We start from the raw sequence: 23710 nt of genomic DNA, 5'->3' as shown, positions 1-23710 counted from the left end.
CCCATGTTGGAAAGATTGAACGGCCTGCTCATGCAGGCCGGAATTGTTATCACCGATACCCAAAAGAGCCAATTGGTGCAGCTGGTCGAGTTGCTGCACAAGTGGAACAAGGCTTACAATCTCACCTCGGTGCGTGATCCGGACGCCATGCTGGTCAAGCATATTCTCGACAGCCTGGTGGTGAGTCCCCACTTGCACGGGGAACGCTTCATCGACGTGGGCACTGGCCCCGGCTTGCCTGGCCTGCCGCTGGCGATCATCAATCCGGACAAGCAGTTCGTGCTGCTCGACAGTCTGGGCAAGCGGATCAACTTCATCCGCCAGGTCATTCTGGAGCTGGGGTTGACCAACGTCACGCCAGTCAAATCCCGGGTGGAAGAGTATCAACCCGAACAGGGATTTGACGGTGTGCTCAGCCGGGCCTTCGCCTCGCTGGAAGACATGCTGAGCTGGTGTCACCATCTGCCGTCAGCACAGGGCCGCTTCCTGGCCCTCAAGGGACAATATCCCGAACAGGAGCTGGCCCAGTTGCCTGCCAATATCCGTCTGGTAGCCTGTCACGAGTTGCGGGTGCCGGAACTGGAAGGGGAACGTCACCTGCTGGAATTCAAACATATCCAGCCCGAATAGGGTCGCAGTATCAATTAGGGGATCGTGTGGGAAAAGTCATCGCCATAGCCAACCAGAAGGGTGGGGTGGGTAAAACCACCACTTGTGTGAACCTGGCCGCCTCCATGGCTGCCACCCGGCGCAAGGTGCTGGTGATCGATCTGGATCCGCAGGGCAATGCCACCATGGGCAGTGGCGTCGACAAGTACGATGTCGAGCGCACCGCCTATGAGCTGCTGATCGAAGATGCCCCCATCGGCGAGGTGATCATCCCCGAAACCACCGGGGGCTATCACCTGATCGCCGCCAACGCCGACGTCACGGCGGCCGAAATCCGTCTGATGGAGTTCTTCGCCCGCGAGATCCGCCTGCGCAACGCGCTGGCCTCGGTACGGGACAAGTACGACTACGTCTTCATCGACTGTCCGCCCTCTCTCAACATGCTGACGGTGAACGCCATGGCGGCCGCCGACTCGGTGCTGGTGCCCATGCAGTGCGAATATTACGCGCTGGAAGGGCTTACCGCCCTGGTCGATACCATCAGCAAGCTGGCGGCCGTGGTCAATCCGGATCTCAAGATCGAAGGGGTGCTGCGCACCATGTTCGATCACCGCAACCGGCTGGCCAATGATGTGTCCGATCAGCTAAAACAGCATTTCGGTGACCGGGTCTACCGCACCATCATCCCCCGCAACGTAAGACTGGCAGAGGCGCCGAGCTTCGGTGCCCCGGCCATGCACTATGACAAATCATCGGTGGGCGCCAAGGCCTACCTGGCGCTGGCCGGCGAGATACTGCGCCGCCAGGAACAGGAGCGTCAGGCGACCATCGCAGACCGAGAGAGCATATGACTCTGAAAAAACGTGGTCTGGGCAAGGGGCTGGATGCCCTGCTCAGTACCAGCACGGCTGCCCGCCAGAAACAGGTGATGAGCGATCAGCGCACCGAGCAGGCCATGGCCCCCGCCAACCAGGGGGAGCTGCGCAAGCTGCCGGTGGAGTGGCTGCACTCCGGCAAGTACCAGCCGCGTAAGGATATGTCGCAGGATGCTCTGGAAGAGCTGGCCAATTCCATCCGCGCCCAGGGGGTGATCCAACCCATCGTGGTGCGCCCTGTCGCCGAAAAGTCTTTCGAAATCATCGCCGGTGAACGACGCTGGCGTGCCTCCCAACTGGCCCGTCTCGAAGTAGTTCCCTGTATCGTCAAGGATGTGCCCGACGAGTCGGCAGTGGCCATCGCCCTCATCGAGAACATCCAGCGCGAAGATCTCAACGCCATCGAAGAGGCGGTCGCCCTGCAGCGGCTGCTGACCGAGTTTGAACTCACCCACCAGCAGGTGGCCGAGGCGGTGGGCAAGTCTCGCACTACTGTGACCAACCTGCTGCGCCTCAACCAGCTCAACGATGACGTGAAGCGCTTCGTCGAACACGGCGATCTCGACATGGGTCATGCCCGTGCCCTGCTGGCCCTGAGCGGCCAGGCCCAGTCCGAGCTGGCCAAGCTGGTTGCCCAGAAAGGGTTGACCGTGCGGGATACCGAGAAACTGGTGCAAAAGGCGCTGGAGCCGGAAAAAGCCAGGGTGGAAACGGCACGCGATCCCCAGTTTGGCTACCTGGAACGCCAGCTGGCGGAAAAAATTGGTAATCAGGTACAACTTCAGCCTGGCAAGCGGGATAGCGGAAAGTTAGTAATTAGTTACGAGAACTTGTCCGATTTGGACCGTATATTGGGCTATTTTGGCGTGTCGGAATCGTGATTTTTACGCTTTTTGTAGTAATAAAACATCCATTCCTTTTGATATGTACATAACCTGAATTTAGCGCTGAAAGCCGCAAAAAATAAGGATTTTTGTCATATTGCAATAGCTGCCCTCAAGGGTATAATTTGACCGGCTTTAAGAGCTGTTAACATGGGGTCTTCGGATCCCGATTTTTTACAGTTCTGTAATGTTCAGGGGTACGTTGGTGAAGCAGAAAATAGCCTTGGAAGGTTTGACACTGGCCTTGGTTATGCTCGTTTGTCAGCTGGTCCTGATCCTGGCGATGAGTGCCGTCTGGTATTACCTGACTGGCGCCAGCGCTGGTTACTCCTCCCTCTATGGAGGGGGGATGTACTGGGTTCCTCAAGCCCTGTTTACGGTCTGGGTATTGCGCCGCAAGGTGGATGCCGAGAGTGTGGGCTTGGTCTTGCGGGACTTTTATGGTGGGGCAGGGATTAAGCTCATAACTACAACAGGACTCTTTGGCCTGCTGTTTGGTGCAGGTGTTGAAGTGCATGCCGCTTCGTTCTTCACCACTTATATCCTCGCCCTCGTTGTACAGTGGATGGTCTCATTCACACTTAACAACCACTATTAGGAAAACTCATGTCTGCAACCGGAGAAGTCCTGACTCCTCAGGGATATATCTCCCACCACTTGACCCACCTGCAAGTCGGGTCTGGGTTCTGGACAGTCAATATCGACTCAATGGTATTTTCTGTTCTGTTGGGCGCCCTGTTTATCTGGTTGTTCCGCCGTGTCGCCGTCAAGGCTACCAGCGGGGTACCGGGTAAGCTGCAGTGCTTTGTGGAGATGCTGGTCGAGTTTGTGAGTGGTAACGTCAAGGACATCTTTCATGGTCGAAACAAGGTCATCGCACCTTTGGCCCTGACGGTGTTTGTGTGGATCTTCCTGATGAACCTGATGGATCTGATCCCCGTTGACTTTATCCCCCACGCTGCACAATTGATGGGTATTCCCTATCTGCGTGTGGTTCCCTCTGCTGACGTTAACATCACCATGTCCATGGCTTTGGGCGTGTTCTTCTTGATTCTGTATTACAGCATCAAGGTCAAGGGAATCGGCGGGTTTGTGAAGGAGCTGACGCTTCAGCCTTTCAACCACCCGGCGGCCATCCCGGTTAACCTCATCCTGGAAACTGTTACGCTGATTTCCAAACCTGTTTCTCTGGGTCTTCGACTGTTCGGCAACATGTATGCTGGCGAACTGATCTTTATCCTGATTGCGGGTTTGTTACCCTGGTGGTCACAGTGGATTCTGTCCGTGCCTTGGGCAATCTTCCACATCCTGATCATCACTTTGCAGGCGTTTATCTTCATGGTTCTGACCATCGTCTATCTGTCGATGGCGCAGGAAGATCATGGTTGATGCAACTCAAATAATCCTTTTTATACAATCAATTACATCTTAATAAATGGAGATCCTCATGGAAAACTTGAACATGGACCTGCTGTACATCGCTGCTGCAATGATGATGGGTCTGGCTGCTATCGGTGCATCCATCGGTATCGGTATTCTGGGTGGTAAGTTCCTGGAAGGTGCTGCTCGTCAACCTGATCTGATCCCTGTTCTGCGTACCCAGTTCTTCATCGTAATGGGTCTGGTGGATGCGATTCCGATGATCGCCGTTGGTCTGGGTCTGTACGTGATGTTTGCGGTTGCTGGCTAAGTCGATACGACATCTCCAGGCATAACCCATTAACTAACTAAAGAGGACATCGGCTGTGAATATCAACGCCACCCTCCTCGGCCAAGCAATTGCTTTTTTCTTCTTCGTAGTGTTTTGCATGAAGTACGTATGGCCGCCGCTGATGGCTGCCATCGAAGCCCGTCAGAAAGCCATTGCTGACGGTCTCTCTTCTGCCGAACGAGCCAAGAAAGATCTGGATTTGGCCAAGGCCAACGCCGTCGATCAGCTGAAAGAAGCCAAGCTCCAGGCTGCTGAAATCATTGAACAGGCCAACAAACGCAAGGCCCAGATCATTGATGAGGCAACTGTCGGGGCCCAGGCCGAGCGGGAAAAAATCCTGGCTCAAGGCCGTGCCGAGATTGAAGCTGAACGTCATCGTGCCAAAGAAGAACTGCGCAAGCAGGTTGCAACTCTTGCCATCGCTGGTGCAGAGAAGATCCTGGCGCGCCAAATCGACCAGGCTGCCAACAGCGACATCGTCGACAAACTGGTAGCAGAACTGTAACGGGAACGGGGCTATGTCTGAACTGACTACAATCGCTCGCCCCTACGCCAAGGCTGCTTTCGAGTTTGCCGTTGAGCACAAGGCGGTTGATCAGTGGCTGGGGATGCTCAGCTTCGCGGCGGAAGTCGTGAAGAACGAGACCATCCACTCCCTGGTAAACGGCTCTGTGGCTGCCGAAGAACTGGCAAAACTGTTTGTCAGCATCTGCGGTGAGCAACTCGACGAGCATGGCCAGAACCTGATCCGGGTGATGGCCGAGAATGGTCGCTTGGGTGTGCTGCCGGCGGTCGTTGCCGAATTTGTGGTGCTCAAGGCTGAACTGGATAAAGAAGTTCAGGCTGACGTGATTTCGGCGATCGAACTGACCGACCAGCAGAAAGCCAATATTCAGGCTTCTCTGGAACAACGTCTCGCGCGCAAAGTGAAGCTGAATTGCAGCATTGATGCGTCCTTGATGGCCGGAGTGCTCATCAAGGCCGGTGATCTGGTTATCGACGGTACTGTCCGCGGCAAGCTGGATCGCATGGCTGACGCGCTGCAATCTTGATTGGGGTATTAGAGCATGCAACTGAATTCCACTGAAATCGCCGAGCTGATCAAGCAGCGCATTGCGCAGTTTGATGTAAAGAGCGAAGCGCGTAACGAAGGTACTATCGTCTCCGTGAGCGACGGTATCATTCGTATCCACGGCCTGGCCGATGCCATGCAGGGTGAGATGATCGAGCTGCCGGGTAACCGCTTCGCTCTGGCATTGAACCTGGAGCGTGACTCCGTTGGTGCCGTAGTAATGGGTCCCTACGCCGATCTGGCCGAAGGGATGAAAGTACAAGGTACTGGCCGCATCCTGGAAGTGCCGGTTGGTCGTGGTCTGTTGGGCCGGGTGGTCAACACCCTGGGTCAGCCTATCGACGGTAAAGGTCCGGTCGAGCACGATGGCTTCTCTCCGGTAGAAGTGATCGCCCCGGGCGTTATCGAGCGTAAGTCTGTTGACCAGCCTGTCCAGACCGGTCTGAAAGCGATCGACGCCATGATCCCCATCGGTCGTGGCCAGCGTGAGCTGATCATCGGTGACCGCCAGGTAGGTAAAACTGCCATCGCGATCGACACCATCATCAACCAGAAAGACTCCGGCATTAAGTGTGTCTACGTTGCGATCGGCCAGAAGGCCTCCACCATCGCCAACGTGGTGCGCAAGCTGGAAGAGCACGGCGCCCTGGCCAACACCATCGTGGTGGTGGCTTCTGCGTCCGAAGCGGCTGCCCTGCAATACCTGGCTCCGTACTCCGGTTGCTCCATGGGTGAATACTTCCGTGACCGCGGTGAAGATGCCCTGATCATTTACGATGACCTGTCCAAGCAGGCCGTTGCATATCGTCAGATCTCCCTGCTGCTGCGTCGTCCGCCAGGACGTGAAGCATTCCCGGGTGACGTTTTCTATCTGCACTCCCGTCTGCTCGAGCGTGCTGCTCGCGTCAACGAAGAGTACGTTGAGAAGTTCACCAAGGGTGAAGTGAAAGGCCAGACCGGTTCTCTGACCGCCCTGCCGATCATCGAAACCCAGGCCGGCGACGTTTCCGCGTTCGTACCGACCAACGTGATCTCCATCACCGATGGCCAGATCTTCCTGACTTCCCAGTCTTTCAACGCCGGTATTCGTCCTGCGGTTGACCCGGGTATCTCCGTGTCCCGTGTGGGTGGCGCTGCCCAGACCAAGATCGTCAAGAAGCTGTCCGGTGGTATCCGTACCGCGCTGGCACAGTACCGCGAACTGGCCGCATTCGCCCAGTTCTCTTCCGACCTGGATGACGCGACTCGCAAGCAGCTGGACCACGGTCAGAAAGTGACCGAGCTGATGAAGCAGAAGCAGTACTCTCCGATGAGCGTGGCTCACCAGTCTCTGGTGCTGTTCGCTGCGGAAAAAGGCTATCTCTCCGATGTCGAACTGAACAAGATCCTCGACTTCGAAGCCGCTCTGCTCTCTTACGCCAATACCCAGCATGCCGAGCTGATGGCTGAAATCAATGCCAAAGCCGACTACAACGACGCGATCGTTGGCAAGCTGACTGCGTTGCTGGATAACTTCAAGGCAACCCAGACCTGGTAAGCGTGTGTGGCAGCGCGAGCTGCCACCTGATGGAGAGAAGAGATGGCCGGCGCAAAAGAGATACGTAACAAGATCGGGAGTGTGAAAAACACTCAGAAGATCACCAGCGCTATGGAAATGGTGGCAGCGAGCAAGATGCGCCGTGCGCAGGATCGCATGTCTGCCAGCCGTCCGTACGCTGAAACCATGCGCAAGGTGATCGGCCATATCGCTCAGGGGAACCTGGAATACAAGCACCCCTACCTCATCGAACGTGAGGTCAAGCGAGTGGGTTACATCGTCGTCTCCACCGACCGTGGCCTGTGTGGCGGTTTGAACATCAACCTGTTCAAGGCTGCCCTCAATGATATGAAGCAATGGAGCGCGAAAGGAGCCAAGGTTGACCTGGCCCTGATCGGCAACAAAGCCTCCAACTTCTTTGAACGGCACGGCGCCAAGGTGAAAGCTCACGTCGCAGGACTGGGCGATAACCCGAGCGTCAATGACCTGATTGGTTCAGTCAAGGTCATGCTGAAGGCTTACGACAACGGTGAGATTGACAGGCTGTATCTGGTGTACAACAAGTTCATCAACACCATGGTGCAGCAACCACGGGTCGATCAACTGCTGCCTTTGCCCGTAACTGAAGACAGCAAGCTGGTCAAGAAACACCACTGGGATTACCTCTATGAGCCGGATCCCAAGAAGTTGCTGGATACCCTGCTGGTTCGTTATGTCGAATCCCAGGTGTACCAGGGCGTAGTGGAAAACTTGGCCAGTGAACAGGCAGCCCGAATGGTTGCCATGCAAGCCGCGACTGACAACGCCGGCAACCTGATTAACGATCTGCAACTGGTATACAACAAGGCCCGTCAGGCCAGTATTACCCAGGAGCTCACAGAGATCGTTTCCGGTGCTGCTGCGGTGTAAGGCAAGGGTTATCAAAGGTTTAGAGGATTTGACATGAGTAACGGTTTCATCGTCCAAATCATCGGCGCTGTGGTGGACATCGAGTTCCCGCAGAATGCCGTGCCCCAGGTGTACGATGCTCTGAAGGTCGTCAGCGAAGGTCAAGGCCAGGGTCTGGTGCTGGAAGTTCAGCAGCAGATCGGTGGCGGCGTCGTTCGTTGCATCACCATGGGTTCCTCCGACGGTCTGCGTCGTGGGTTGGAAGTAATGAATAGCGGTAAATCCATCCAGGTTCCGGTCGGTACTGCGACCCTGGGTCGGATCATGAACGTACTGGGCGAGCCAATCGACGAGAAAGGCCCGATCGGTGAAGAAGAGAGCTGGTCCATCCACCGTGAGGCCCCCAGCTACGAAGATCAGTCCAACAGTACCGAGCTGCTGGAGACCGGCATCAAGGTTATCGACCTGGTATGTCCGTTCGCCAAGGGTGGTAAGGTCGGTCTGTTCGGTGGTGCCGGTGTAGGCAAAACCGTAAACATGATGGAACTGATCCGTAACATCGCGATCGAGCACAGCGGTTACTCCGTGTTCGCCGGTGTGGGTGAGCGTACCCGTGAGGGTAACGACTTCTACCACGAGATGATGGAGTCCAACGTACTGGACAAAGTATCTCTGGTTTACGGTCAGATGAACGAGCCGCCCGGAAACCGTCTGCGCGTGGCGCTGACCGGCCTGACCATGGCCGAGAAGTTCCGTGACGAAGGTCGTGACGTGCTGTTCTTCGTGGACAACATCTACCGTTACACCCTGGCCGGTACCGAAGTATCCGCACTGCTGGGCCGTATGCCCTCCGCAGTAGGTTACCAGCCGACCCTGGCCGAGGAGATGGGTGTTCTGCAAGAGCGCATCACCTCCACCAAGACTGGTTCCATCACCTCCGTACAGGCCGTTTACGTGCCTGCGGATGACTTGACCGACCCGTCTCCGGCGACCACCTTCGCTCACCTGGATGCGACCGTCGTACTGTCCCGTCAGATCGCGGCTCTGGGTATCTACCCGGCCGTTGACCCGCTGGACTCCACCTCCCGTCAGCTGGATCCGCTGGTGGTTGGCAAGGAGCACTACGAGACCGCTCGTGGCGTTCAGACCGTACTGCAGCGCTACAAGGAGCTGAAGGACATCATCGCCATCCTGGGTATGGATGAACTGTCAGAAGAAGACAAACTGACCGTAGCCCGTGCCCGTAAGATCGAGCGTTTCCTGTCCCAGCCGTTCTTCGTGGCAGAAGTGTTTACCGGTTCTCCGGGCAAATACGTGCCGCTGAAAGAGACCATCCGTGGTTTCCAGGGCATCCTGAAAGGCGAGTATGACGATCTGCCCGAGCAGGCGTTCTACATGGTTGGCGGTATCGACGAAGTCGTCGAGAAATCCAAGAAACTGTAAGCCTCGACTGGAGGGCCCATGGCAGAGATGATCTCCTTTCACCTGGACGTGGTGAGCGCCGAAGGAAAACTGTTTTCCGGTCGCGTGCAATCCGCTCAGGTAACAGGCTCCGAAGGTGAGTTGGGTCTCCGCCACGGTCATGCTCCGTTGCTGACTGCCATCAAGCCGGGCCTGGTCCGCTTGGTGAAGCAGAACGGAACTGAAGAGGTGCTGTACATCTCCGGCGGCATGCTGGAAGTACAACCTGAATCCGTGACCGTGCTGGCGGACACCGCGATTCGTGCCGACGATTTGGATGAGGCGAAAGCCCAGGAAGCCAAACGTGCGGCCGAAGAGCGGATCCACAGCTCCCATGGTGATATCGACTACGCCCAGGCCGCTACCGAGCTGGCCAAGGCGATGGCCCAACTGCGGGTCATCGATATCGTCAAAAAGAATTACCGCTGATAACGGTGATGCAAAAAGCGACCTGCGGGTCGCTTTTTTTTTGCCCGTTGGATAGACTCCGCCGGGTATTTCCACACAAGTTCAAGGTTGAAGCCATGTCTCTCAACGTCGTGATCCTGGCGGCGGGTAAAGGTACCCGCATGCGTTCTTCCCTGCCCAAGGTGCTGCACCCGGTGGCCAACAAACCCATGGTTTCCCACGTGATCGATACTGCCCGTCAGGTCGGCGCCGAGCAGCTGCATCTGGTCTATGGCCACGGTGCCGAGCTGCTGAAGGAGCGGATCCAGGCCGCCGATGTGAACTGGGTGCAGCAGGCTCAGCAGCTGGGGACCGGCCATGCGGTGGCTCAGGCCATCCCGTTCTGGAACGACGAAGATGACGTACTGGTGCTGTATGGCGACACCCCGCTGATCCAGCCGGAAACCCTACAGCGGCTGCTGGCCGCCAAGGCGGCGGATGGCATGGCACTGCTGACCGTGGTGCTGGACAACCCGACCGGCTACGGTCGCATCGTGCGTGACAACGGCCAAGTGGTCGGTATCGTCGAGCAGAAGGATGCCAATGCCGAGCAACTCGCCATCCGCGAAGTGAACACCGGCGTACTGGTGGCTAATGGCGCCCAGCTGCGCGGCTGGCTGTCCCGTCTGGATAACAAGAATGCCCAGGGTGAGTTCTACTTGACCGATGTCATCGCCATGGCTCATGCCGATGGTTGCCCCATCTCCGCCGTGCACCCCGAGCGTGCCGCTGAGGTGGAAGGGGCCAACAACCGGGTCCAGCTGGCGGCGCTCGAGCGCAGCTATCAGCAGATGCAGGCCGAGAAGCTGATGATTGCCGGCGCCACCCTGATCGACCCCGCCCGTTTCGATCTGCGCGGCGAACTGGAAATCGGTGAAGAGGTGGTGATCGACGTCAACGTCATCATCGAAGGCAAGGTGACCCTGGGCAACCATGTGCGCATCGGTGCGGGAGCCGTGCTGAAGGATTGCGTGATCGGCGATCACACCGAGGTGAAGCCTTACTCCGTCATCGAGGGCGCCCAGGTGGCTGATCAATGCTCGGTCGGTCCGTTTGCCCGCCTGCGCCCGGGCGCGGTGCTGGAGCAGGACGCCCACGTCGGCAACTTCGTCGAGATGAAGAAGGCCCGGCTGGGTGTTGGTTCCAAGTGTGGTCATTTGACCTACCTGGGGGATGCCGAGATCGGTGCCAAGGTGAATATCGGTGCCGGCACCATCACCTGCAACTACGACGGGGTGAACAAGTTCCAGACCATTATCGAGGATGACGTCTTCGTCGGTTCCGATACCCAGCTGGTGGCGCCGGTGCGCATCGGCAAGGGGGCCACCTTGGGGGCCGGTTCCACCATCACCAAGGATGTGGCGGAGAACGAGCTGGTGATCACCCGGGTACCCCAGCGTCACATCAAGAACTGGGCTCGCCCGGTCAAGAAGAAGTGATGCCCGATCAATAAAATGCAACCGGCGCCCTTGGGCGCCGGTTTTTTTGACTTATGACTTATGGCTGGTGTCACTCGTCGATGGGAGGGGAGCTGCCCAGACGGTGGTGGGGGAGTCATAGTCCATCACCTGATACCAGTCCAGCTTGCGGGTCAGTACCATGATCAGCGCCAGGATGGCGAACAACAGCAGGGCGCCGAGCAGCAGGGCTATCTCTTCGGCCTGCAGCAGCCCGAACAGGATGGCGTAGACCAGCCCCAGCAGGGCCGCGAAGCCGCTCCCCTGTCTGGGCCCACCCAGCACATGGCTGAGGTAAAAACCATTGAGGGCTACGCTGGCGAGGCCGGCGATCAGATAGGCCAGGACAAAACCCAGATGTTCGGTCAGTGCCAGCAGTACCAGATAGAAGATGACCAAGCCCATGCCCACCAGGGCGTACTGGATCGGGTGTACCCGCAATCCCTTTAGCAGTTCGAACATGAAGAAGCTGATGAAGGTGAGACCGATAAACAGCAGGGCATACTTGGCTGCCCGTTCGTTCAGCTGATAGTGATCCACCGGTTGTACCAGGCTGACGCTGAAGGCGGGCAGCGGATCCCCTTCCCCCTTCATCATGCGGTTGAAACGGCTTTCCATGTCGGTGGCAAACCAGCTGCTCTGCCAACTGGCGTCGAACCCCTTTTCGGTGAGGGTGCGACTGGCCGGCAGAAAGTCGCCGATGAAGTTGGGATGGGGCCAGTTACCGTTCAGATTCAGCTTGCTGTCCTGGCCGAGGGGCACCACTTCCAGCGCATTCATCCCCTGCAAATCCAGCTCGATATGAAAGAGACCCTCGTCATCTGCCAGAGCTGGCAGCGGTGCATGGATGCCGGCCAGCTTGTTCCCGAGCCTGGCGCCGGGGGCAAACGGGATCCGCTGTTTGCCCAGTTGCAGCGCTGGTACGCTGCTGATGCCGCGGGCATCGGATAGCACCAGGCTCAGATAAGGGTTGCCAGCCACCAGGGTGGGATCCGTGTCATCGAGATCCTGTGGTTTGCCCTCCTTCCCGGTTGGCAGACGTCCGGAGAGGGAGAGCCGGGTTTGATAGACCTGAGCCTGATAGATGCCGAGCTTGCGCGGGGTGACCGCCATGCCAGCCTGCACGTTCAGCTGTTCGGGCAGCCGATAACGGTAAAGCTGTTCGGTGCGTTCGAAGCGCTTACCATCCTGCTCCACCGTGACGGTGCGGGTATAAGGCTGCACCAGGACGGGGCCGAGCAGGCGTTGCGGGCCGCTGCTGCTGGCCATGATGCTGTGAATAGCCTGACTGCGGTAGGCCTGGCGCTCCCGGTTCAGCTCCATGATGGAGTGTACCGGCACCATCAGCAGCAGACTGAGCAACAGCAGCAGGACGATCTTGTGGCTGAATATCTGTTTGACCATGACACCTCTCCTTGTTGAATGGGGCGAGTGTGCCGTGCACGGGTGAAGGGGAGATGGGGCTGTGTGAAGCTACTGTGAAGGAAGACAAAAAACCGGTATCGGGCGCCGCTTTGCATGCGAAATACAAAGCGGCGGGAGCGCGGTCAGGCGAGTGGCAACCAGAGCTCGGCGCTGGCGCCTCCCTGCTGACGATTGACCAGTGTCAGGCGGCCACCATGCTGGTGGGCCACCTCATGGGCGAAGCTGAGGCCAAGGCCGCTGCTCTTGCCCCTGTCGGGACGAGGCAGGGAGTAGAAACGCTCGAAGATCCTGGGCAGGGCATAGTCAGGAATGCCCGGCCCCTGGTCGCAAACCCGAAAGCAATAGCCGCCATCCAGGCGGGTACCGCTCAGGGTCACCACCCCCTCGGCGGGGGAAAAGTCGATGGCATTGTCCAAGAGGTTACCAATCGCCTGCTCCACCAGCAGGGGATCCCACTTCTGTCTGGGAACGCTGGCCAGTTCGCTCACCAGCCTGACCTGGCGGCGCTGGGCGATGATCTGGCGGGCGTCGAGGGCGCGTTTGCCTAGGCTTGCCGGCTCCACCGGCTGGCGATCCAGCCCCTGCCCCGACTCCAGTCTGGCCAGTTGCAGCATGCGTTCGATCAATTGCTGCATGCGGGCCGTCTCCTGGTTGATGTTGCCGATGAAACGGCTGGCCACCTCGGGGGGCGGTGTTTCGGCCAGGATCTCCCCAGCCCCGCGAATGGCGGCCAGCGGGCTCTTCAGCTCGTGGGTCAGGGCATGTACGTAACGTTCGATATAGCGTTTGCCATCGAGCTGATGGCGCATGGTTTCCAGGGAATGACCGAGGCGATCCAGTTCGACCGTATGCAGCCGTGGCAAGGGCGCCACCTCCCCCTTGCTGACCGAATCGGCGTAGTGCACCAGTTTGCCGATGGAGCGGTTGAGCCACCACACCAGCAGGCTGCCGATCAGCAGGGAGACAAGCAGCATCTGACCCCCGGCGCGCAACAATTCCTGCTCCCCCCGTTTGATGGCTGGCATCAGGGTGCGGTTGGGTTTGGCGACGGTGAGGGAGCCGATAATGTTATCCCCATCCCGCAGGGGAGCCGCCACATGCATGGTCGAGCTGGCGGGATCATCGGGATCGGTGCGGGTGCTGCGGGCGCCATATTCGCCACGCAGGGTCAGGTAGACGTCGTTCCAGCGGGAGTAGTCTTTGCCCAGATCCGTTCCGTCGGAGTCGTAAATCACTACGCCGTGTGCATCGGTCACATAGATGCGGTACTCGGCCTGTTGCTTGAGGTGACCGTCGATCAGGGCATTGATGGGCGTCTGGTTGAGTCGGGCGAAGGCGCTGGCCAGCCGCCCGTTCATCATATTGCCCTCCTGCAAATCGTCGAGTGCCAGTGGCGCCAGCAGTTGGGTCATATCCACCAGGGTATCTTCGGTGGCGCTGCGCACACCGGGTTTGATCTCCTCGACGAAGATCTCCATCACGAACCAGGCGGCCAGTGCGAAGATCAGCAGCAGTCCGCACAGCAGTTGCAGCCCCAGTCTCATATCCGCTCCCTGTCTTGCCGCCGTTGCACTCTTGTTCTCATGCCAGCTCCAGGCTGTAGCCCAGTCCGCGATGGGTCAGGATCAGGTTGGCATCCGGGTCCTGCTCTCGCAGCTTGGCGCGGATGGTCTTGATGTGGGTATCGACGGTGCGATCCAGGCTCTCCTCCGCATCCTGCCACACCAGATCCATCAGCTGCTGGCGCGAGTAGACCCTGCCTGGTGACTGCATGAGCGTCTTGAGCAGCAGGTATTCGTAGCGGGTAAGTACCAGAGGCTGGCCGTGAAAGTGGATGCGGGCCCGCTCCTCATCCAGAGTCAGAGCTGCACTCTGCTTGGGGGCCGTCGGCTGGCTGCGGCGCAGAATGACTCGCACCCGGGCGCATACCTCCCGTGGCGAGAAGGGTTTGGCCACATAGTCGTCGGCGCCGATCTCCAGCCCAATCAGCCTGTCTATCTCCTCGCTGCGGGCAGTCAGAAACATCAGGGGCACATTGCTGCGGGCCCGTACCTGCTTGCACAGCTCGAACCCGCTGATGTCGGGCAGTCCCACATCCAGGATCAGAAAATCGGGCTGCGCCTGTGCCAGACTGGTCAGCAGCTGCTGGCCCAGCATGAACCACTCCACCTCGAACCCGTCGGTTTGCAGGGCATAGATCAGGGTATCGGCAATGCTGGCTTCATCTTCCACCAGCCAGATGAGTCGTTTTTGCATGGCATCCTCGTCGCAAGTCGGCACCCCATTCTGGCACCTAACCAAATTGGATCCTATTTGCGGTTTGATTTTTGCCAAAAAGGCACTAATATTTCGACATTCTTTCGAATCGAAACTTAAAGATGACTAAACGTAATACCCAGCAGCGTCGTCACACCATAGTGACGCTGGTTAACGAACAGGGTGAGGTCAGTGTCGATGCCCTTGCCAAACACTTTTCCACCTCTGAAGTGACTATTCGCAAAGATCTGGCGGTGCTGGAAACCGGCGGCCTGCTGCTGCGCCGCTATGGCGGCGCTGTGCCCCTGCCGAGCGAGATGGTGGTGGAGTCCAATCCGGATCAAGTTTCGAACCGAAAGATGTCAATCGCCCGTGCCGCCGCGGAGCGGATCCGCGATCACAACCGCGTCATCATCGACAGCGGCAGCACCACCAGCGCCATGATCCCGCTGCTCGGCAACAAGCGTGGCCTCATCGTGATGACCAACTCTCTCAATGTGGCCGGCGCCCTGCGCGAGCTGGAAAATGAGCCTACCCTGTTAATGACTGGAGGCACTTGGGACCCTCATTCCGAGTCCTTCCAGGGTCAGGTGGCGGAGCAGGTGCTGCGATCCTACGACTTCGACCAGCTGTTTATCGGCGCCGATGGCATAGACCCGGAACGCGGCACTACCACCTTCAACGAGCTGGTGGGGCTGTCGCGAGTGATGGCCGAGGTATCGCGGGAGGTGATCGTCATGGTCGAGTCCGAGAAGATTGGCCGCAAGATCCCCAATCTCGAGCTGCCCTGGTCAAACATCCAGACCCTGGTGACCGATGACGGGCTGGCTGCCGAGGCCCGTGAATTGATTCAAGCCAAAGGGGTGACACTGATCTGTGCCCCTGTTGCAGGCTGATATTGAAGTCTGAATTATCCAAACGAACTTTCGTTTTTACGTCTCAAGGAGAAGTCTATGTGTGGCATCGTCGGGGCTGTTGCCCAGCGTGATGTGGCTGAAATCCTGGTCGAGGGGCTGCGCCGCCTCGAGTACCGCGGCTACGACTCGGCCGGGGTGGCCGTGTTCAGCGCCCAGCACCCCCTGCAGCGGGTACGCCGCCTCGGCAAGGTAGCCGAGCTGGCCAAGGCCCTGGAAGAACAGTCCGTGCACGGCGGCACCGGTATCGCCCATACCCGCTGGGCGACCCACGGCGAGCCCTCCGAGCGCAACGCCCACCCCCACGTCTCCGAACACATAGTGGTGGTGCACAACGGCATCATCGAAAACCACGAGCCCCTGCGCGATCGCCTGAAGGAGCTAGGCTACGTCTTCACCTCCGACACCGATACCGAGGTGATCGCCCACCTGGTGCACCATGAGCTGAAAGAGGCGCCGAACCTGATCACCGCCATGCAAAAGGCGGTCAAGCAGCTGCGTGGTGCCTACGGTACCGTGGTGATGGATACCCGTGACGACAGCCGTCTGGTGGTGGCCCGCTCCGGCTCCCCTCTGGTGATCGGCCGCGGCATCGGCGAGAACTTCATCGCCTCCGACCAGCTGGCCCTGCTGCCGGTGACCCGCCGCTTCATCTTCTTGGAAGAGGGGGATGTTGCCGAGGTGACTCGCCGCGACGTGCAGGTGTTCGATATCGACGGCCAGCCGGTGGTGCGCGAGGAGAAAGAGTCCGACATCTCCCACGATGCCGGTGACAAGGGCGAGTACCGTCACTACATGCTCAAGGAGATCCACGAGCAGCCGGCCGCCATCAACCAGACCCTGGACGGGCGACTGGGCATCGATCACGTGGTGGTCGAGTCCTTCGGCAACGGCGCGCGTGCCATCTTCGACAAGGTCGAGCACATCCAGATCGTCGCCTGCGGTACCTCCTACCACTCCGGCATGGTGGCCCGCTACTGGTTCGAGTCTATCGCCGGCGTCTCCTGCGACGTGGAGATTGCCTCCGAGTTCCGCTATCGCAAGTCGGTGGTGCGTCCCAACAGCCTGCTCATCACCCTCTCCCAGAGCGGTGAGACCGCCGACACCCTGGCTGCCCTGCGTCTAGCCAAGGCCTCCGGCTACATGAGCTCGCTGGCCATCTGCAACGTGCCGGGATCCTCCCTGGTGCGCGAGTCGGATCTGGCCTTTATGACCCGCGCGGGGGCAGAAATTGGGGTGGCCTCCACCAAGGCCTTCACCACCCAGCTGGCCGGCCTGCTGATGCTGGTGGCCGCCATCGGCCGCTGCCGCGGCAACCTGGACGCCGCCGCCGAGGCCGCCCTGGTCAAGTCCCTGCAGGCGCTGCCCCAGCGCATCAAGGAGAGCCTGTCGCTCGCCAAGCAGATCGAGACCCTGGCCGAGGAGTTCGCCGACAAGCACCACAGCCTGTTCCTGGGCCGTGGCGATCAGTACCCCATCGCCATGGAAGGGGCGCTCAAGCTCAAGGAGATCTCCTACATCCACGCCGAGGCCTATGCTGCCGGTGAGCTCAAGCACGGTCCGCTGGCCCTGATCGATGCCGAGATGCCCATCATAGTGGTGGCGCCGAACAACGACCTGCTGGAGAAACTCAAGTCCAACGTGGAAGAGGTGCGCGCCCGCGGCGGTATCCTCTACGTCTTCGCCGATGCCGAGACCGGCTTCAAGAGCGACGAGACCATGCGGGTGATGAACCTCAACCATATGGAAGAGGTGATCGCGCCCATCGTCTATACCGTGCCGTTGCAGCTGCTCTCCTACTACGTGGCCCTGATCAAGGGCACCGACGTGGATCAGCCGCGTAACTTGGCCAAATCCGTGACTGTGGAATAAGCCATTGCCACGAATGAAAAAAGAGCCGCAATGCGGCTCTTTTTTATTGGCTGTGTTGCCAGGCTGGCGTCATGACAGCCGCAGGTTGGTGATGGTCACCTCATCCAGTGAGGGCACTATGATGCCGCTGGTGATCCCCTTGGCGATGGCCTGGCTGCGGTTCTTCGAGTCGGTCTTGTTGGTGACCTGGGTGAGGTGGAAGTTGACCGTCCGCTCGCTGATACCAAGGATGGTGGCGATCTCCCAGGAGGTCTTGCCCTCGCTGGCCCAGAACAGGCACTCCTTCTCCCGATCGGAGAGCTCGGTCAGATATCTCATCAGGTCCGGCCGGCTTTTGATCAATTGCAGTGCCGAATTGAAGATGTAACTGGCACAGAAAGAGAGCAGGGGAACGTTTTCAAACATCAGGTCGGAATTGGATTTGTCCTTGGTGATGAATGAGAGGATGCCATGTTCCCCCTGCGGGGTGTGCAGCGGGAAGGAGACGCCGTTGCGCACCCCGAAGTCCGCCGCCAGGTTCATCACATCCCGGCTGGCACTGGGTAACCAGGGAGAGTCGCAATCCAGCTTGTTCCAGAAGATCGGCTGGGTCTGCTTCAATCCCAGATAGACGACCGGATCCTGGGTCAGATACTGATTCTCGCTGTAGGCATCGAACCAGCTGGTCGGGCAGTTGTTGAAAAGTGCCACGTGGGATTTTTGCATGCTGATGGGGAAAATAATCAGCAGCCGGAAGTAATCAAAGCCCATCTGATGACTAAAACGCTCCAGCAGTTGCTGGATGTCGCTGGTTTTGGTGGCCTTGGTGAACTGGTCTATGTGTTCCCAGATCGCATCGTTGAGCATGACTTTCTCCTCTCTCGACCAGCTATCCGTCTGACCGAAAAGATTTTTCTAGTTATTTATAATTTTTGAGATGGCATCCAATGCCATTATTCCGTGCGTGTTTAAAAATTATCCTGTTTTTTGCCGTCGAAGGCCAAAGAAATCCTCTGATTGATACTGCCCCCACTCTCTGAGACAATGAGAATAGTTATCATTGTTAAGAATTATATCATGCACAAGTATTGGGGTTTGGCCCTGTTGCCATTAACAGTTCACTTCGCCGCCAGTGCCGATGATCTGGTTGCGCCCTCCCTGAAAAACAGCATTGCTGCCGGAAAAGCCTCCCAGCAGCGGGTGGAAAAAGCCGCCGATGCGGCCGTCGCCGCCCGACTGGAACTGCAAAATGCACAACTGCAACAGCGGGATCTGGAAGCCTACAACCGCTACATGCAGTCTCTGGTGGCCGATCAGCAAAATGAGCTGGACAAGCTCACCCGCCAGCTGGATGCGGTACAAGAGACCCGTCAGGGTCTGATTCCACTGATGCTGCAGATGCAGGCCGATCTGGAACAACTGGTGCAAGAGGATATTCCGCTGCGCAAGGAAGAGCGTGTGGCGCGAGTCGAACAGTTGAAAGCCACCATGGCCAGAGCCGATGTGAGCGAGGCCGAGAAGTTTCGCCAGCTGCTGCAGGCCTACCAGATCGAAGCCGAATATGGCAGCCGGATGGACAGCTACTCCACCGAAATCGCCCTGGACGGTGCCTCGCGCCGAATCGATGTTCTGGCGGTAGGCCGCGTGGCCCTGCTGGCCATGACTGCGGATCGCAGCCAGGCCTGGCGCTGGTCTGTCGAAAACAAACAGTGGCAAGCCCTCGATGGTCAATGGCTCTCCCCCATTGCCGATGCCCTGGATATCGCGGCCGACAAGAAGGTACCGCAATTGTTGAATGTCCCCCTGTCTGTCAGCCGTAGTCAGGAGGCCCAATCATGAGAGTCGCCATGAAGTGGTTTCCCCTTGTTATCGCCCTCTCCCTCGGGACCAATGCCGCCATTGCCAATGATGAGTGGCAACAGCAGGAACAGGTGCGCGAGCAGCAGGCACAACAGGATCTGGCGGCAGTTTCCGGCGAATTGAATCGCGCCCGTGCCAGGTTGGCAGAAGCCCAGAACCTCAGCAAGCAGCTGGCCAGCCAGTTTGCCAGCAATGAAAAACAGCTGGTCGAACTCAACGGCCAGTGGGAGCAGGCCTCCGGTGACATGAACGAGATCTTCGCGGTTGTCCGCCAGGGAGCTGGCGAGGCGGTCAAGCTGCTCTCCGAATCGGCAGTGCAGGGACAATATCCGGATCGCCTTGCTCCTCTGAAAGCCATGGCACAAGACAAGGATGTACCGGATCGCGCCGCCCTCGCCTTGTTGCCAGCGACCTTGCTACAGGAGATCCGTGAATCGGGTCGGGTAGCCCAGTTCAACGGCAAGGTGCTCGACGCTCAGGGAAATGCCAGCGCGCAGTCGCTGACCCGGCTAGGCAGCTTTGCCCTGTTTGGCGATACGGGCTTCCTGCAACCGACCGCAGAGGGACTGAGCCCGGTGCTGGGTCTGCCCGGCAGCGTACACTCCGAGCTGGCGTCTTATCAGGGTCAGGAGGGAGAAGCGCTGCCGTTGGATCCTTCCCATGGCACCTTGCTCGAAATGCTGGCCCAGACTCCTACCTTCTGGCAGAAGGTTCTGCAGGGGGGACAGGTTGGCGCCATTATCGTGCTACTGGCCCTCACCGGCCTTGGCATCGCTGCGGTACGGCTGTGGACACTGACCCGCGAGCTGACCCTGGTGCGTCGCCAGCTCAAGCAGGGTGAATATCATGCCGACAATGCCCTTGGCCGGGTACTGACGGTGGCGGATCAGCATCCCGAACTGAGCATGGAAACGCTGGAGCTGCGTCTCGATGAGGCGATCCTGCAGGAGACCCCTCGCATGGAGCGCGGCATCGGCATGGTCAAGGTAATCGCGGCCATCGCCCCCATGCTGGGGCTGCTCGGCACCGTGACCGGGATGATCGGTACCTTCCAGGCCATCACCCAGTTCGGTACCGGTGATCCCAAGATCATGGCCGGTGGCATCTCCATGGCCCTGGTCACCACGGTGCAGGGGCTGGTGGCTGCCATTCCGCTGATCCTGGCCCATAGTCTGCTGCAATCCCGTTTCAGCGAACTATCCAATGTGCTGGAGCAGCAGGTGGCCGGCATTCTGGCAGAACGTGCCGAGAGCAACCTGCAAGGGATGGAGCGAGCGGCATGATGTTCGACATCTGGCAGCAGCTGCAGAGTTTCATGGGCCGTGGTGGCCCCGTGCTCTGGGTCATTCTGGCCCTGCTGGTGCTGATGTGGATTCTGATGATCGAGCGGCTGCTCTACCTCAGTCTGGGTTTTGGCCCACTGCAGCACCAGCTGTTCACTCGCTGGCAGGCGCGCAGCGAGCGCCATAGCTGGCATGCCAGGGCCATTCGCGGCCGCTGGCTGGCCCAGGCGGAGCTTGCACTCAACCAACATCTGATCTTCATCCGCACCCTGGTAGTGCTCTGCCCCATGCTGGGTCTGCTCGGCACAGTGACCGGCATGATAGGCGTATTCGATGCGTTGGCAGCGGCCAACCGCTTTAACCCCGAGAGCATGGCGGGCGGGATCTCCCGCGCCACCATTCCCACCATGGCCGGCATGGTGGTGGCCCTCTCCGGCGTGTTGTTACTCAGTCGGCTCGAGAGCCAGGCCAAGCGAGCGCTGGCCAAAACCCGGGACGGCCTGCGAGAAGAGAAAATACAATGAGACGGCAATCCAAACGCCAGAGCGATGAAGTGCAGATCGACATGACCCCCATGCTGGATATCGTGTTCATCATGCTGATCTTCTTTATTGTCACCACCTCCTTCGTGCGCGAAGCCGGGCTGGAGGTGCACAGACCCCAGGCCAGCCAGGCCAAGGCACAGAAATCCTCCAGCATCATGTTGGCGATCGGCGCCCAGGGGCAGATTTTCCTCGACCGCAAGCAGATCGACGTGGAGCGGGTGCAGGTCAGCATCGCCCGCCTATTGGCGGAGCAGCCCGATGCCAGCCTGGTGATCCAGGCCGACGAACGGGTGCCCCATGGCAAGGTGGTGCGGGTAATGGATGAAGCCAAGGCGGCGGGCATCGCCAACATCGCCGTAGCGGTGGCGCCGAAATGAGATACAAGCTGATGAGCCTGGGACTGGGGGTTGCCCTCAGTCTGGCGATCCTGCTGTTCATGGCCACCCTGGTGGAGCCCCCCAAGGGGGAGAAGATGGCGCGCGAACAAAAGCCCATCGTCATCAACATGCAAAATGAGGTGACCGAGGTGCAGGTGCGCGAGCGTCCCGTTCCCCAGGAACCAGAACCCTTGCCGGAGCCTCCCGCTGCTCTGGCATCCACCCCATTGCCTCTTCCTGCAGCAGCCCCTCTGCCTGCGGTGCAACCCAGCCTGGATCTGGTCTCCAGCCTCAGTGCGGTACAGGTCTCAGCCCCTGGCGTGGCGACCAGCCCCACACCGGTCGCGAGCGGCAACTTCCATGGCCAGCAACAGGGCGCCGGGATCGGTGCCGGTGACATGCTGATGCCGCTGCAACGAGTCGAACCTGTTTATCCCTACCGTGCCCAGCAGGCGGGGATCGAAGGCTCCGTCACCTTGCGCTTCAGCGTCGATGCCGAGGGACGGGTGCAGGATGTGGAAGTGGTCGAGGCCAAGCCAAAGCGGCAGTTCGAACGGGCGGCCATTCAGGCGATCAACAAGTGGCGCTATCAGCCAAGGCCCGGCGCCAGCGACAAGCTGGTGCAAGTCATCACGCTCAAATTCAAACTGGAGTCATAACCATGTTGCGGATCTGGATCTGTCTGCTGGCCCTGGTCAGCCAAGCTTGTTTGGCGATGGAGGTGAGCCCGCACTTCTCTCGCCAGCTTGAACCTGTGATGAAGCTCTATCAATCCGGCCAGTGGCAACAGGCCCAGGGCAAGGCGGCCGGACTCAAGCCTGGCACAGATGTAGAACGTGCCTGGCTGGCCCAGCTGCAGGCATCGCTCGCAGCAAACCTGCAGCAGACCGCGCAGGCGAGCCGCTATGTGGAAGAGGCGCTGGCCTATAAAGAGTGGCCGGTGCAGCAACAGCTCGAGCTGTTGCGACTGCGCGGTGATATCCAGGCCCAGCAATCCAACTGGTCCGGAGCCATCGCCAGCTACAAGGCGGCGCTGGCCATCAAGGCTGACGATGCCTTGCGCCTGCGTCTGGCCGGCCTCTATTACCACAACAAGCAGTACGGTGAGGCGGCCAGCCAGAGTGAACAGCTGTTGAAGAAGAGCTGGCAGAAGCAGGCAGCCATCATCCGCCTCTCCGCTCTCACCGCGCTGCAGCGCTACACTGTGGCCGCCGATCAGGCCGAAGAGCTGATCCGTCACGAGCCGAAAGAGAGCAAGTGGTGGCAACAGGCGGTGTCGCTCAACCTCTCCGCCAAGCGCGGCGATCAGGCGCTGGCTCTGCTGCAAACCGCCATCGACCGTCAGCTGATGGATGATGCCGCCGCCCGTAACCAGCTGATCCGTCTCTATGCCTGGCAGGGGCTGCCCTATCGCGGCGCCCGCCTGCTGGAAGCTGCCATGGTGAAGGGACAGATGAAGCAAAGCGCTGAGAACCGTCAGCTGCTGGCCCAGTTGTGGGAAGGGGCGCGCGAGTGGCCGAAGGCTGTCGACAGCTGGCAACTGCTCGCCCGTGAGCATGCTCATCCCAAGGCGGCCATGCGCGCCGCCGAGCTGCTGTTGCAACAAGGCAAAACAGATGCCGCCATGACCCAGCTCGTGGCCATCAAGTCGGTGAAAGGGGAGCAAGGCAACAGGGCCAAGGCACTGCTGGTGCAAGCACACCTTAATAAGGAGCAGTATGCCGAGGCGCTGGTGTTGGCCCGTGAACTGCAGCAGCAGGGCAACTGGCAGCAGCGGGCTACCAGCTGGGTCAACTATATCCAGGCTCAAAGCGAAGAGTTGAGCAAAAAAGCGGCGTGAAACCGGGTGGAAACCTGTGATTAGCGGGCTTTAGTCTGCTTTTTCAGCAAACGAACGCATTTTTGCAAAAAGCCCTTGTCATCGCGACGCGCCTCCCTATAATGCGCCCTCACCAGCACGGCGGAACACGCCAACCTGATGAGCTCGCTTCCTCGTGAAGCTAGCGCCGAAAGAAAAGCGAAAGCAAGCGCTTGACTTTCGAAGTGAGGAAGGTATTATACGCCACCTCAGCGCGACAAGCGCCACGCTCTTTAACAATTTGAATCAAGCAATCTGTGTGGGCACTCACAGCATCGAGCATCAAAAAACAATTTTTGATTTTCAATGTCTGATGAAGTGACCAAAGCAACTTTTAGTTGCAGCAGTTAATTCAGCAATTCATTGAGCCGCCTTTATAGGCAACCAAACTTAAATTGAA

Annotated in this window: 25 protein-coding genes; 21 read left to right on the top strand and 4 right to left on the bottom strand. The window is 58.9% G+C overall.

What is annotated here, in order from left to right:
• Positions 1-3 precede the first annotated feature (3 nt).
• The 13 genes from rsmG to glmU all read left to right on the top strand — a co-directional run bounded on the left by rsmG (position 4) and on the right by glmU (position 10923).
• Positions 4-630, top strand: coding sequence for a 16S rRNA (guanine(527)-N(7))-methyltransferase RsmG (rsmG, locus tag BN1123_RS03420; RefSeq protein ID WP_042025373.1), 627 nt, complete (start codon positions 4-6; stop codon positions 628-630).
• Between the two features lie 26 nt (positions 631-656).
• A complete protein-coding gene (locus BN1123_RS03415; RefSeq protein WP_026455863.1) occupies positions 657-1460 on the top strand; it encodes a ParA family protein in 804 nt (267 codons plus the stop codon).
• Positions 1457-2365 carry a ParB/RepB/Spo0J family partition protein gene (locus tag BN1123_RS03410; RefSeq protein ID WP_042025372.1) on the top strand — a complete coding sequence of 303 codons (909 nt, stop codon included), beginning with the start codon at positions 1457-1459 and terminating at the stop codon, positions 2363-2365. Before BN1123_RS03415 ends, BN1123_RS03410 begins: the two co-directional genes overlap by 4 nt.
• A gap of 190 nt (positions 2366-2555) precedes the next feature.
• On the top strand, positions 2556-2966 hold the full coding sequence (locus tag BN1123_RS03405; protein ID WP_042025370.1) for an ATP synthase subunit I: 411 nt from the start codon (positions 2556-2558) through the stop codon (positions 2964-2966).
• Positions 2967-2974: 8 nt separating this feature from the next.
• Positions 2975-3757, top strand: a complete 783-nt coding sequence (gene atpB / locus BN1123_RS03400; RefSeq protein WP_042025369.1) for a F0F1 ATP synthase subunit A — start codon at positions 2975-2977, stop codon at positions 3755-3757.
• A gap of 58 nt (positions 3758-3815) precedes the next feature.
• Entirely contained in the window at positions 3816-4058 is a 243-nt protein-coding gene (gene atpE, locus BN1123_RS03395) for a F0F1 ATP synthase subunit C (protein ID WP_005307205.1), read from the top strand.
• 55 nt (positions 4059-4113) lie between these two features.
• Positions 4114-4584, top strand: coding sequence for a F0F1 ATP synthase subunit B (atpF, locus tag BN1123_RS03390; RefSeq protein ID WP_026455860.1), 471 nt, complete (start codon positions 4114-4116; stop codon positions 4582-4584).
• Positions 4585-4597: 13 nt separating this feature from the next.
• Positions 4598-5131 (top strand): F0F1 ATP synthase subunit delta, encoded by a 534-nt coding sequence (gene atpH / locus BN1123_RS21245; protein WP_026455859.1) that lies wholly within the window; start codon positions 4598-4600, stop codon positions 5129-5131.
• A gap of 15 nt (positions 5132-5146) precedes the next feature.
• A complete protein-coding gene (gene atpA, locus BN1123_RS03380; protein ID WP_026455858.1) occupies positions 5147-6688 on the top strand; it encodes a F0F1 ATP synthase subunit alpha in 1542 nt (513 codons plus the stop codon).
• A 42-nt stretch (positions 6689-6730) separates the two neighbouring features.
• The gene (gene atpG, locus BN1123_RS03375) at positions 6731-7597 is read left to right on the top strand and encodes a F0F1 ATP synthase subunit gamma (protein WP_026455857.1); all 867 of its coding nucleotides are present in this window, start codon (positions 6731-6733) and stop codon (positions 7595-7597) included.
• Between the two features lie 33 nt (positions 7598-7630).
• A complete protein-coding gene (atpD, locus tag BN1123_RS03370) occupies positions 7631-9019 on the top strand; it encodes a F0F1 ATP synthase subunit beta (RefSeq protein ID WP_026455856.1) in 1389 nt (462 codons plus the stop codon).
• A gap of 18 nt (positions 9020-9037) precedes the next feature.
• A complete protein-coding gene (locus BN1123_RS03365; protein ID WP_026455855.1) occupies positions 9038-9466 on the top strand; it encodes a F0F1 ATP synthase subunit epsilon in 429 nt (142 codons plus the stop codon).
• A 95-nt stretch (positions 9467-9561) separates the two neighbouring features.
• On the top strand, positions 9562-10923 hold the full coding sequence (gene glmU, locus BN1123_RS03360) for a bifunctional UDP-N-acetylglucosamine diphosphorylase/glucosamine-1-phosphate N-acetyltransferase GlmU (RefSeq protein WP_042025368.1): 1362 nt from the start codon (positions 9562-9564) through the stop codon (positions 10921-10923).
• 51 nt (positions 10924-10974) lie between these two features.
• On the opposite strand, the gene creD is transcribed toward glmU, so the two are convergent.
• The 3 genes from creD to blrA form a co-directional block, all read right to left on the bottom strand.
• Positions 10975-12345, bottom strand: a complete 1371-nt coding sequence (gene creD, locus BN1123_RS03355; protein WP_042025367.1) for a cell envelope integrity protein CreD — start codon at positions 12343-12345, stop codon at positions 10975-10977.
• A 143-nt stretch (positions 12346-12488) separates the two neighbouring features.
• The gene (gene blrB, locus BN1123_RS03350; RefSeq protein ID WP_042025366.1) at positions 12489-13910 is read right to left on the bottom strand and encodes a beta-lactam sensor histidine kinase BlrB; all 1422 of its coding nucleotides are present in this window, start codon (positions 13908-13910) and stop codon (positions 12489-12491) included.
• A gap of 37 nt (positions 13911-13947) precedes the next feature.
• The gene (gene blrA / locus BN1123_RS03345; protein ID WP_042025365.1) at positions 13948-14622 is read right to left on the bottom strand and encodes a beta-lactam response regulator transcription factor BlrA; all 675 of its coding nucleotides are present in this window, start codon (positions 14620-14622) and stop codon (positions 13948-13950) included.
• A gap of 122 nt (positions 14623-14744) precedes the next feature.
• On the opposite strand from blrA, the gene BN1123_RS03340 reads away from it, so the two are divergent.
• Both BN1123_RS03340 and glmS read left to right on the top strand, forming a co-directional pair.
• Positions 14745-15518 (top strand): DeoR/GlpR family DNA-binding transcription regulator, encoded by a 774-nt coding sequence (locus BN1123_RS03340; RefSeq protein ID WP_042025364.1) that lies wholly within the window; start codon positions 14745-14747, stop codon positions 15516-15518.
• Positions 15519-15575: 57 nt separating this feature from the next.
• Complete coding sequence (gene glmS, locus BN1123_RS03335) at positions 15576-17408, top strand: glutamine--fructose-6-phosphate transaminase (isomerizing) (RefSeq protein WP_042025363.1); 1833 nt, start codon at positions 15576-15578, stop codon at positions 17406-17408.
• Positions 17409-17477: 69 nt separating this feature from the next.
• Here glmS and BN1123_RS03330 read toward each other — a convergent pair whose 3' ends face one another.
• Positions 17478-18254, bottom strand: coding sequence for a helix-turn-helix transcriptional regulator (locus BN1123_RS03330; protein ID WP_026456834.1), 777 nt, complete (start codon positions 18252-18254; stop codon positions 17478-17480).
• Between the two features lie 210 nt (positions 18255-18464).
• On the opposite strand from BN1123_RS03330, the gene BN1123_RS03325 reads away from it, so the two are divergent.
• From BN1123_RS03325 to BN1123_RS03300, 6 genes are read left to right on the top strand one after another with little or no spacing between them, the layout of a single operon-like run.
• Positions 18465-19226 carry a DUF3450 domain-containing protein gene (locus tag BN1123_RS03325; protein ID WP_042025362.1) on the top strand — a complete coding sequence of 254 codons (762 nt, stop codon included), beginning with the start codon at positions 18465-18467 and terminating at the stop codon, positions 19224-19226.
• Positions 19223-20530, top strand: a complete 1308-nt coding sequence (locus BN1123_RS03320; RefSeq protein WP_042025361.1) for a MotA/TolQ/ExbB proton channel family protein — start codon at positions 19223-19225, stop codon at positions 20528-20530. The genes BN1123_RS03325 and BN1123_RS03320 overlap by 4 nt, the downstream gene beginning before the upstream one ends.
• Complete coding sequence (locus BN1123_RS03315) at positions 20527-21054, top strand: MotA/TolQ/ExbB proton channel family protein (RefSeq protein WP_042025360.1); 528 nt, start codon at positions 20527-20529, stop codon at positions 21052-21054. Before BN1123_RS03320 ends, BN1123_RS03315 begins: the two co-directional genes overlap by 4 nt.
• Positions 21051-21452 carry an ExbD/TolR family protein gene (locus BN1123_RS03310; protein ID WP_042025358.1) on the top strand — a complete coding sequence of 134 codons (402 nt, stop codon included), beginning with the start codon at positions 21051-21053 and terminating at the stop codon, positions 21450-21452. The genes BN1123_RS03315 and BN1123_RS03310 overlap by 4 nt, the downstream gene beginning before the upstream one ends.
• Positions 21449-22111: an energy transducer TonB gene (locus BN1123_RS03305; RefSeq protein WP_042025357.1), complete on the top strand. Its 663-nt coding sequence runs from the start codon at positions 21449-21451 to the stop codon at positions 22109-22111. Before BN1123_RS03310 ends, BN1123_RS03305 begins: the two co-directional genes overlap by 4 nt.
• Positions 22112-22113: 2 nt before the next feature.
• On the top strand, positions 22114-23292 hold the full coding sequence (locus BN1123_RS03300) for a tetratricopeptide repeat protein (protein ID WP_042025356.1): 1179 nt from the start codon (positions 22114-22116) through the stop codon (positions 23290-23292).
• Positions 23293-23710 lie beyond the last annotated feature (418 nt).

The sequence above is a fragment of the Aeromonas enteropelogenes genome, assembly GCF_000819845.1.
GTDB lineage: Bacteria > Pseudomonadota > Gammaproteobacteria > Enterobacterales > Aeromonadaceae > Aeromonas > Aeromonas enteropelogenes.
This window is presented reverse-complemented; position numbering and strand designations above follow the sequence as displayed.

Coding starts and splice junctions, on each gene's coding strand:
- BN1123_RS03340 (WP_042025364.1), top strand. CDS start 14,745: ATGACTAAACGTAATACCCAGCAGCGTCGTCACACCATAGTGACGCTG.
- BN1123_RS03315 (WP_042025360.1), top strand. CDS start 20,527: ATGATGTTCGACATCTGGCAGCAGCTGCAGAGTTTCATGGGCCGTGGT.
- BN1123_RS03320 (WP_042025361.1), top strand. CDS start 19,223: ATGAGAGTCGCCATGAAGTGGTTTCCCCTTGTTATCGCCCTCTCCCTC.
- BN1123_RS03305 (WP_042025357.1), top strand. CDS start 21,449: ATGAGATACAAGCTGATGAGCCTGGGACTGGGGGTTGCCCTCAGTCTG.
- blrB (WP_042025366.1), bottom strand. CDS start 13,910: ATGAGACTGGGGCTGCAACTGCTGTGCGGACTGCTGCTGATCTTCGCA.
- BN1123_RS03310 (WP_042025358.1), top strand. CDS start 21,051: ATGAGACGGCAATCCAAACGCCAGAGCGATGAAGTGCAGATCGACATG.
- atpH (WP_026455859.1), top strand. CDS start 4,598: ATGTCTGAACTGACTACAATCGCTCGCCCCTACGCCAAGGCTGCTTTC.
- glmS (WP_042025363.1), top strand. CDS start 15,576: ATGTGTGGCATCGTCGGGGCTGTTGCCCAGCGTGATGTGGCTGAAATC.
- atpE (WP_005307205.1), top strand. CDS start 3,816: ATGGAAAACTTGAACATGGACCTGCTGTACATCGCTGCTGCAATGATG.
- glmU (WP_042025368.1), top strand. CDS start 9,562: ATGTCTCTCAACGTCGTGATCCTGGCGGCGGGTAAAGGTACCCGCATG.
- BN1123_RS03405 (WP_042025370.1), top strand. CDS start 2,556: ATGTTCAGGGGTACGTTGGTGAAGCAGAAAATAGCCTTGGAAGGTTTG.
- atpB (WP_042025369.1), top strand. CDS start 2,975: ATGTCTGCAACCGGAGAAGTCCTGACTCCTCAGGGATATATCTCCCAC.
- atpA (WP_026455858.1), top strand. CDS start 5,147: ATGCAACTGAATTCCACTGAAATCGCCGAGCTGATCAAGCAGCGCATT.
- BN1123_RS03410 (WP_042025372.1), top strand. CDS start 1,457: ATGACTCTGAAAAAACGTGGTCTGGGCAAGGGGCTGGATGCCCTGCTC.
- atpG (WP_026455857.1), top strand. CDS start 6,731: ATGGCCGGCGCAAAAGAGATACGTAACAAGATCGGGAGTGTGAAAAAC.
- BN1123_RS03300 (WP_042025356.1), top strand. CDS start 22,114: ATGTTGCGGATCTGGATCTGTCTGCTGGCCCTGGTCAGCCAAGCTTGT.
- creD (WP_042025367.1), bottom strand. CDS start 12,345: ATGGTCAAACAGATATTCAGCCACAAGATCGTCCTGCTGCTGTTGCTC.
- rsmG (WP_042025373.1), top strand. CDS start 4: ATGTTGGAAAGATTGAACGGCCTGCTCATGCAGGCCGGAATTGTTATC.
- blrA (WP_042025365.1), bottom strand. CDS start 14,622: ATGCAAAAACGACTCATCTGGCTGGTGGAAGATGAAGCCAGCATTGCC.
- BN1123_RS03330 (WP_026456834.1), bottom strand. CDS start 18,254: ATGCTCAACGATGCGATCTGGGAACACATAGACCAGTTCACCAAGGCC.
- BN1123_RS03365 (WP_026455855.1), top strand. CDS start 9,038: ATGGCAGAGATGATCTCCTTTCACCTGGACGTGGTGAGCGCCGAAGGA.
- BN1123_RS03325 (WP_042025362.1), top strand. CDS start 18,465: ATGCACAAGTATTGGGGTTTGGCCCTGTTGCCATTAACAGTTCACTTC.
- atpD (WP_026455856.1), top strand. CDS start 7,631: ATGAGTAACGGTTTCATCGTCCAAATCATCGGCGCTGTGGTGGACATC.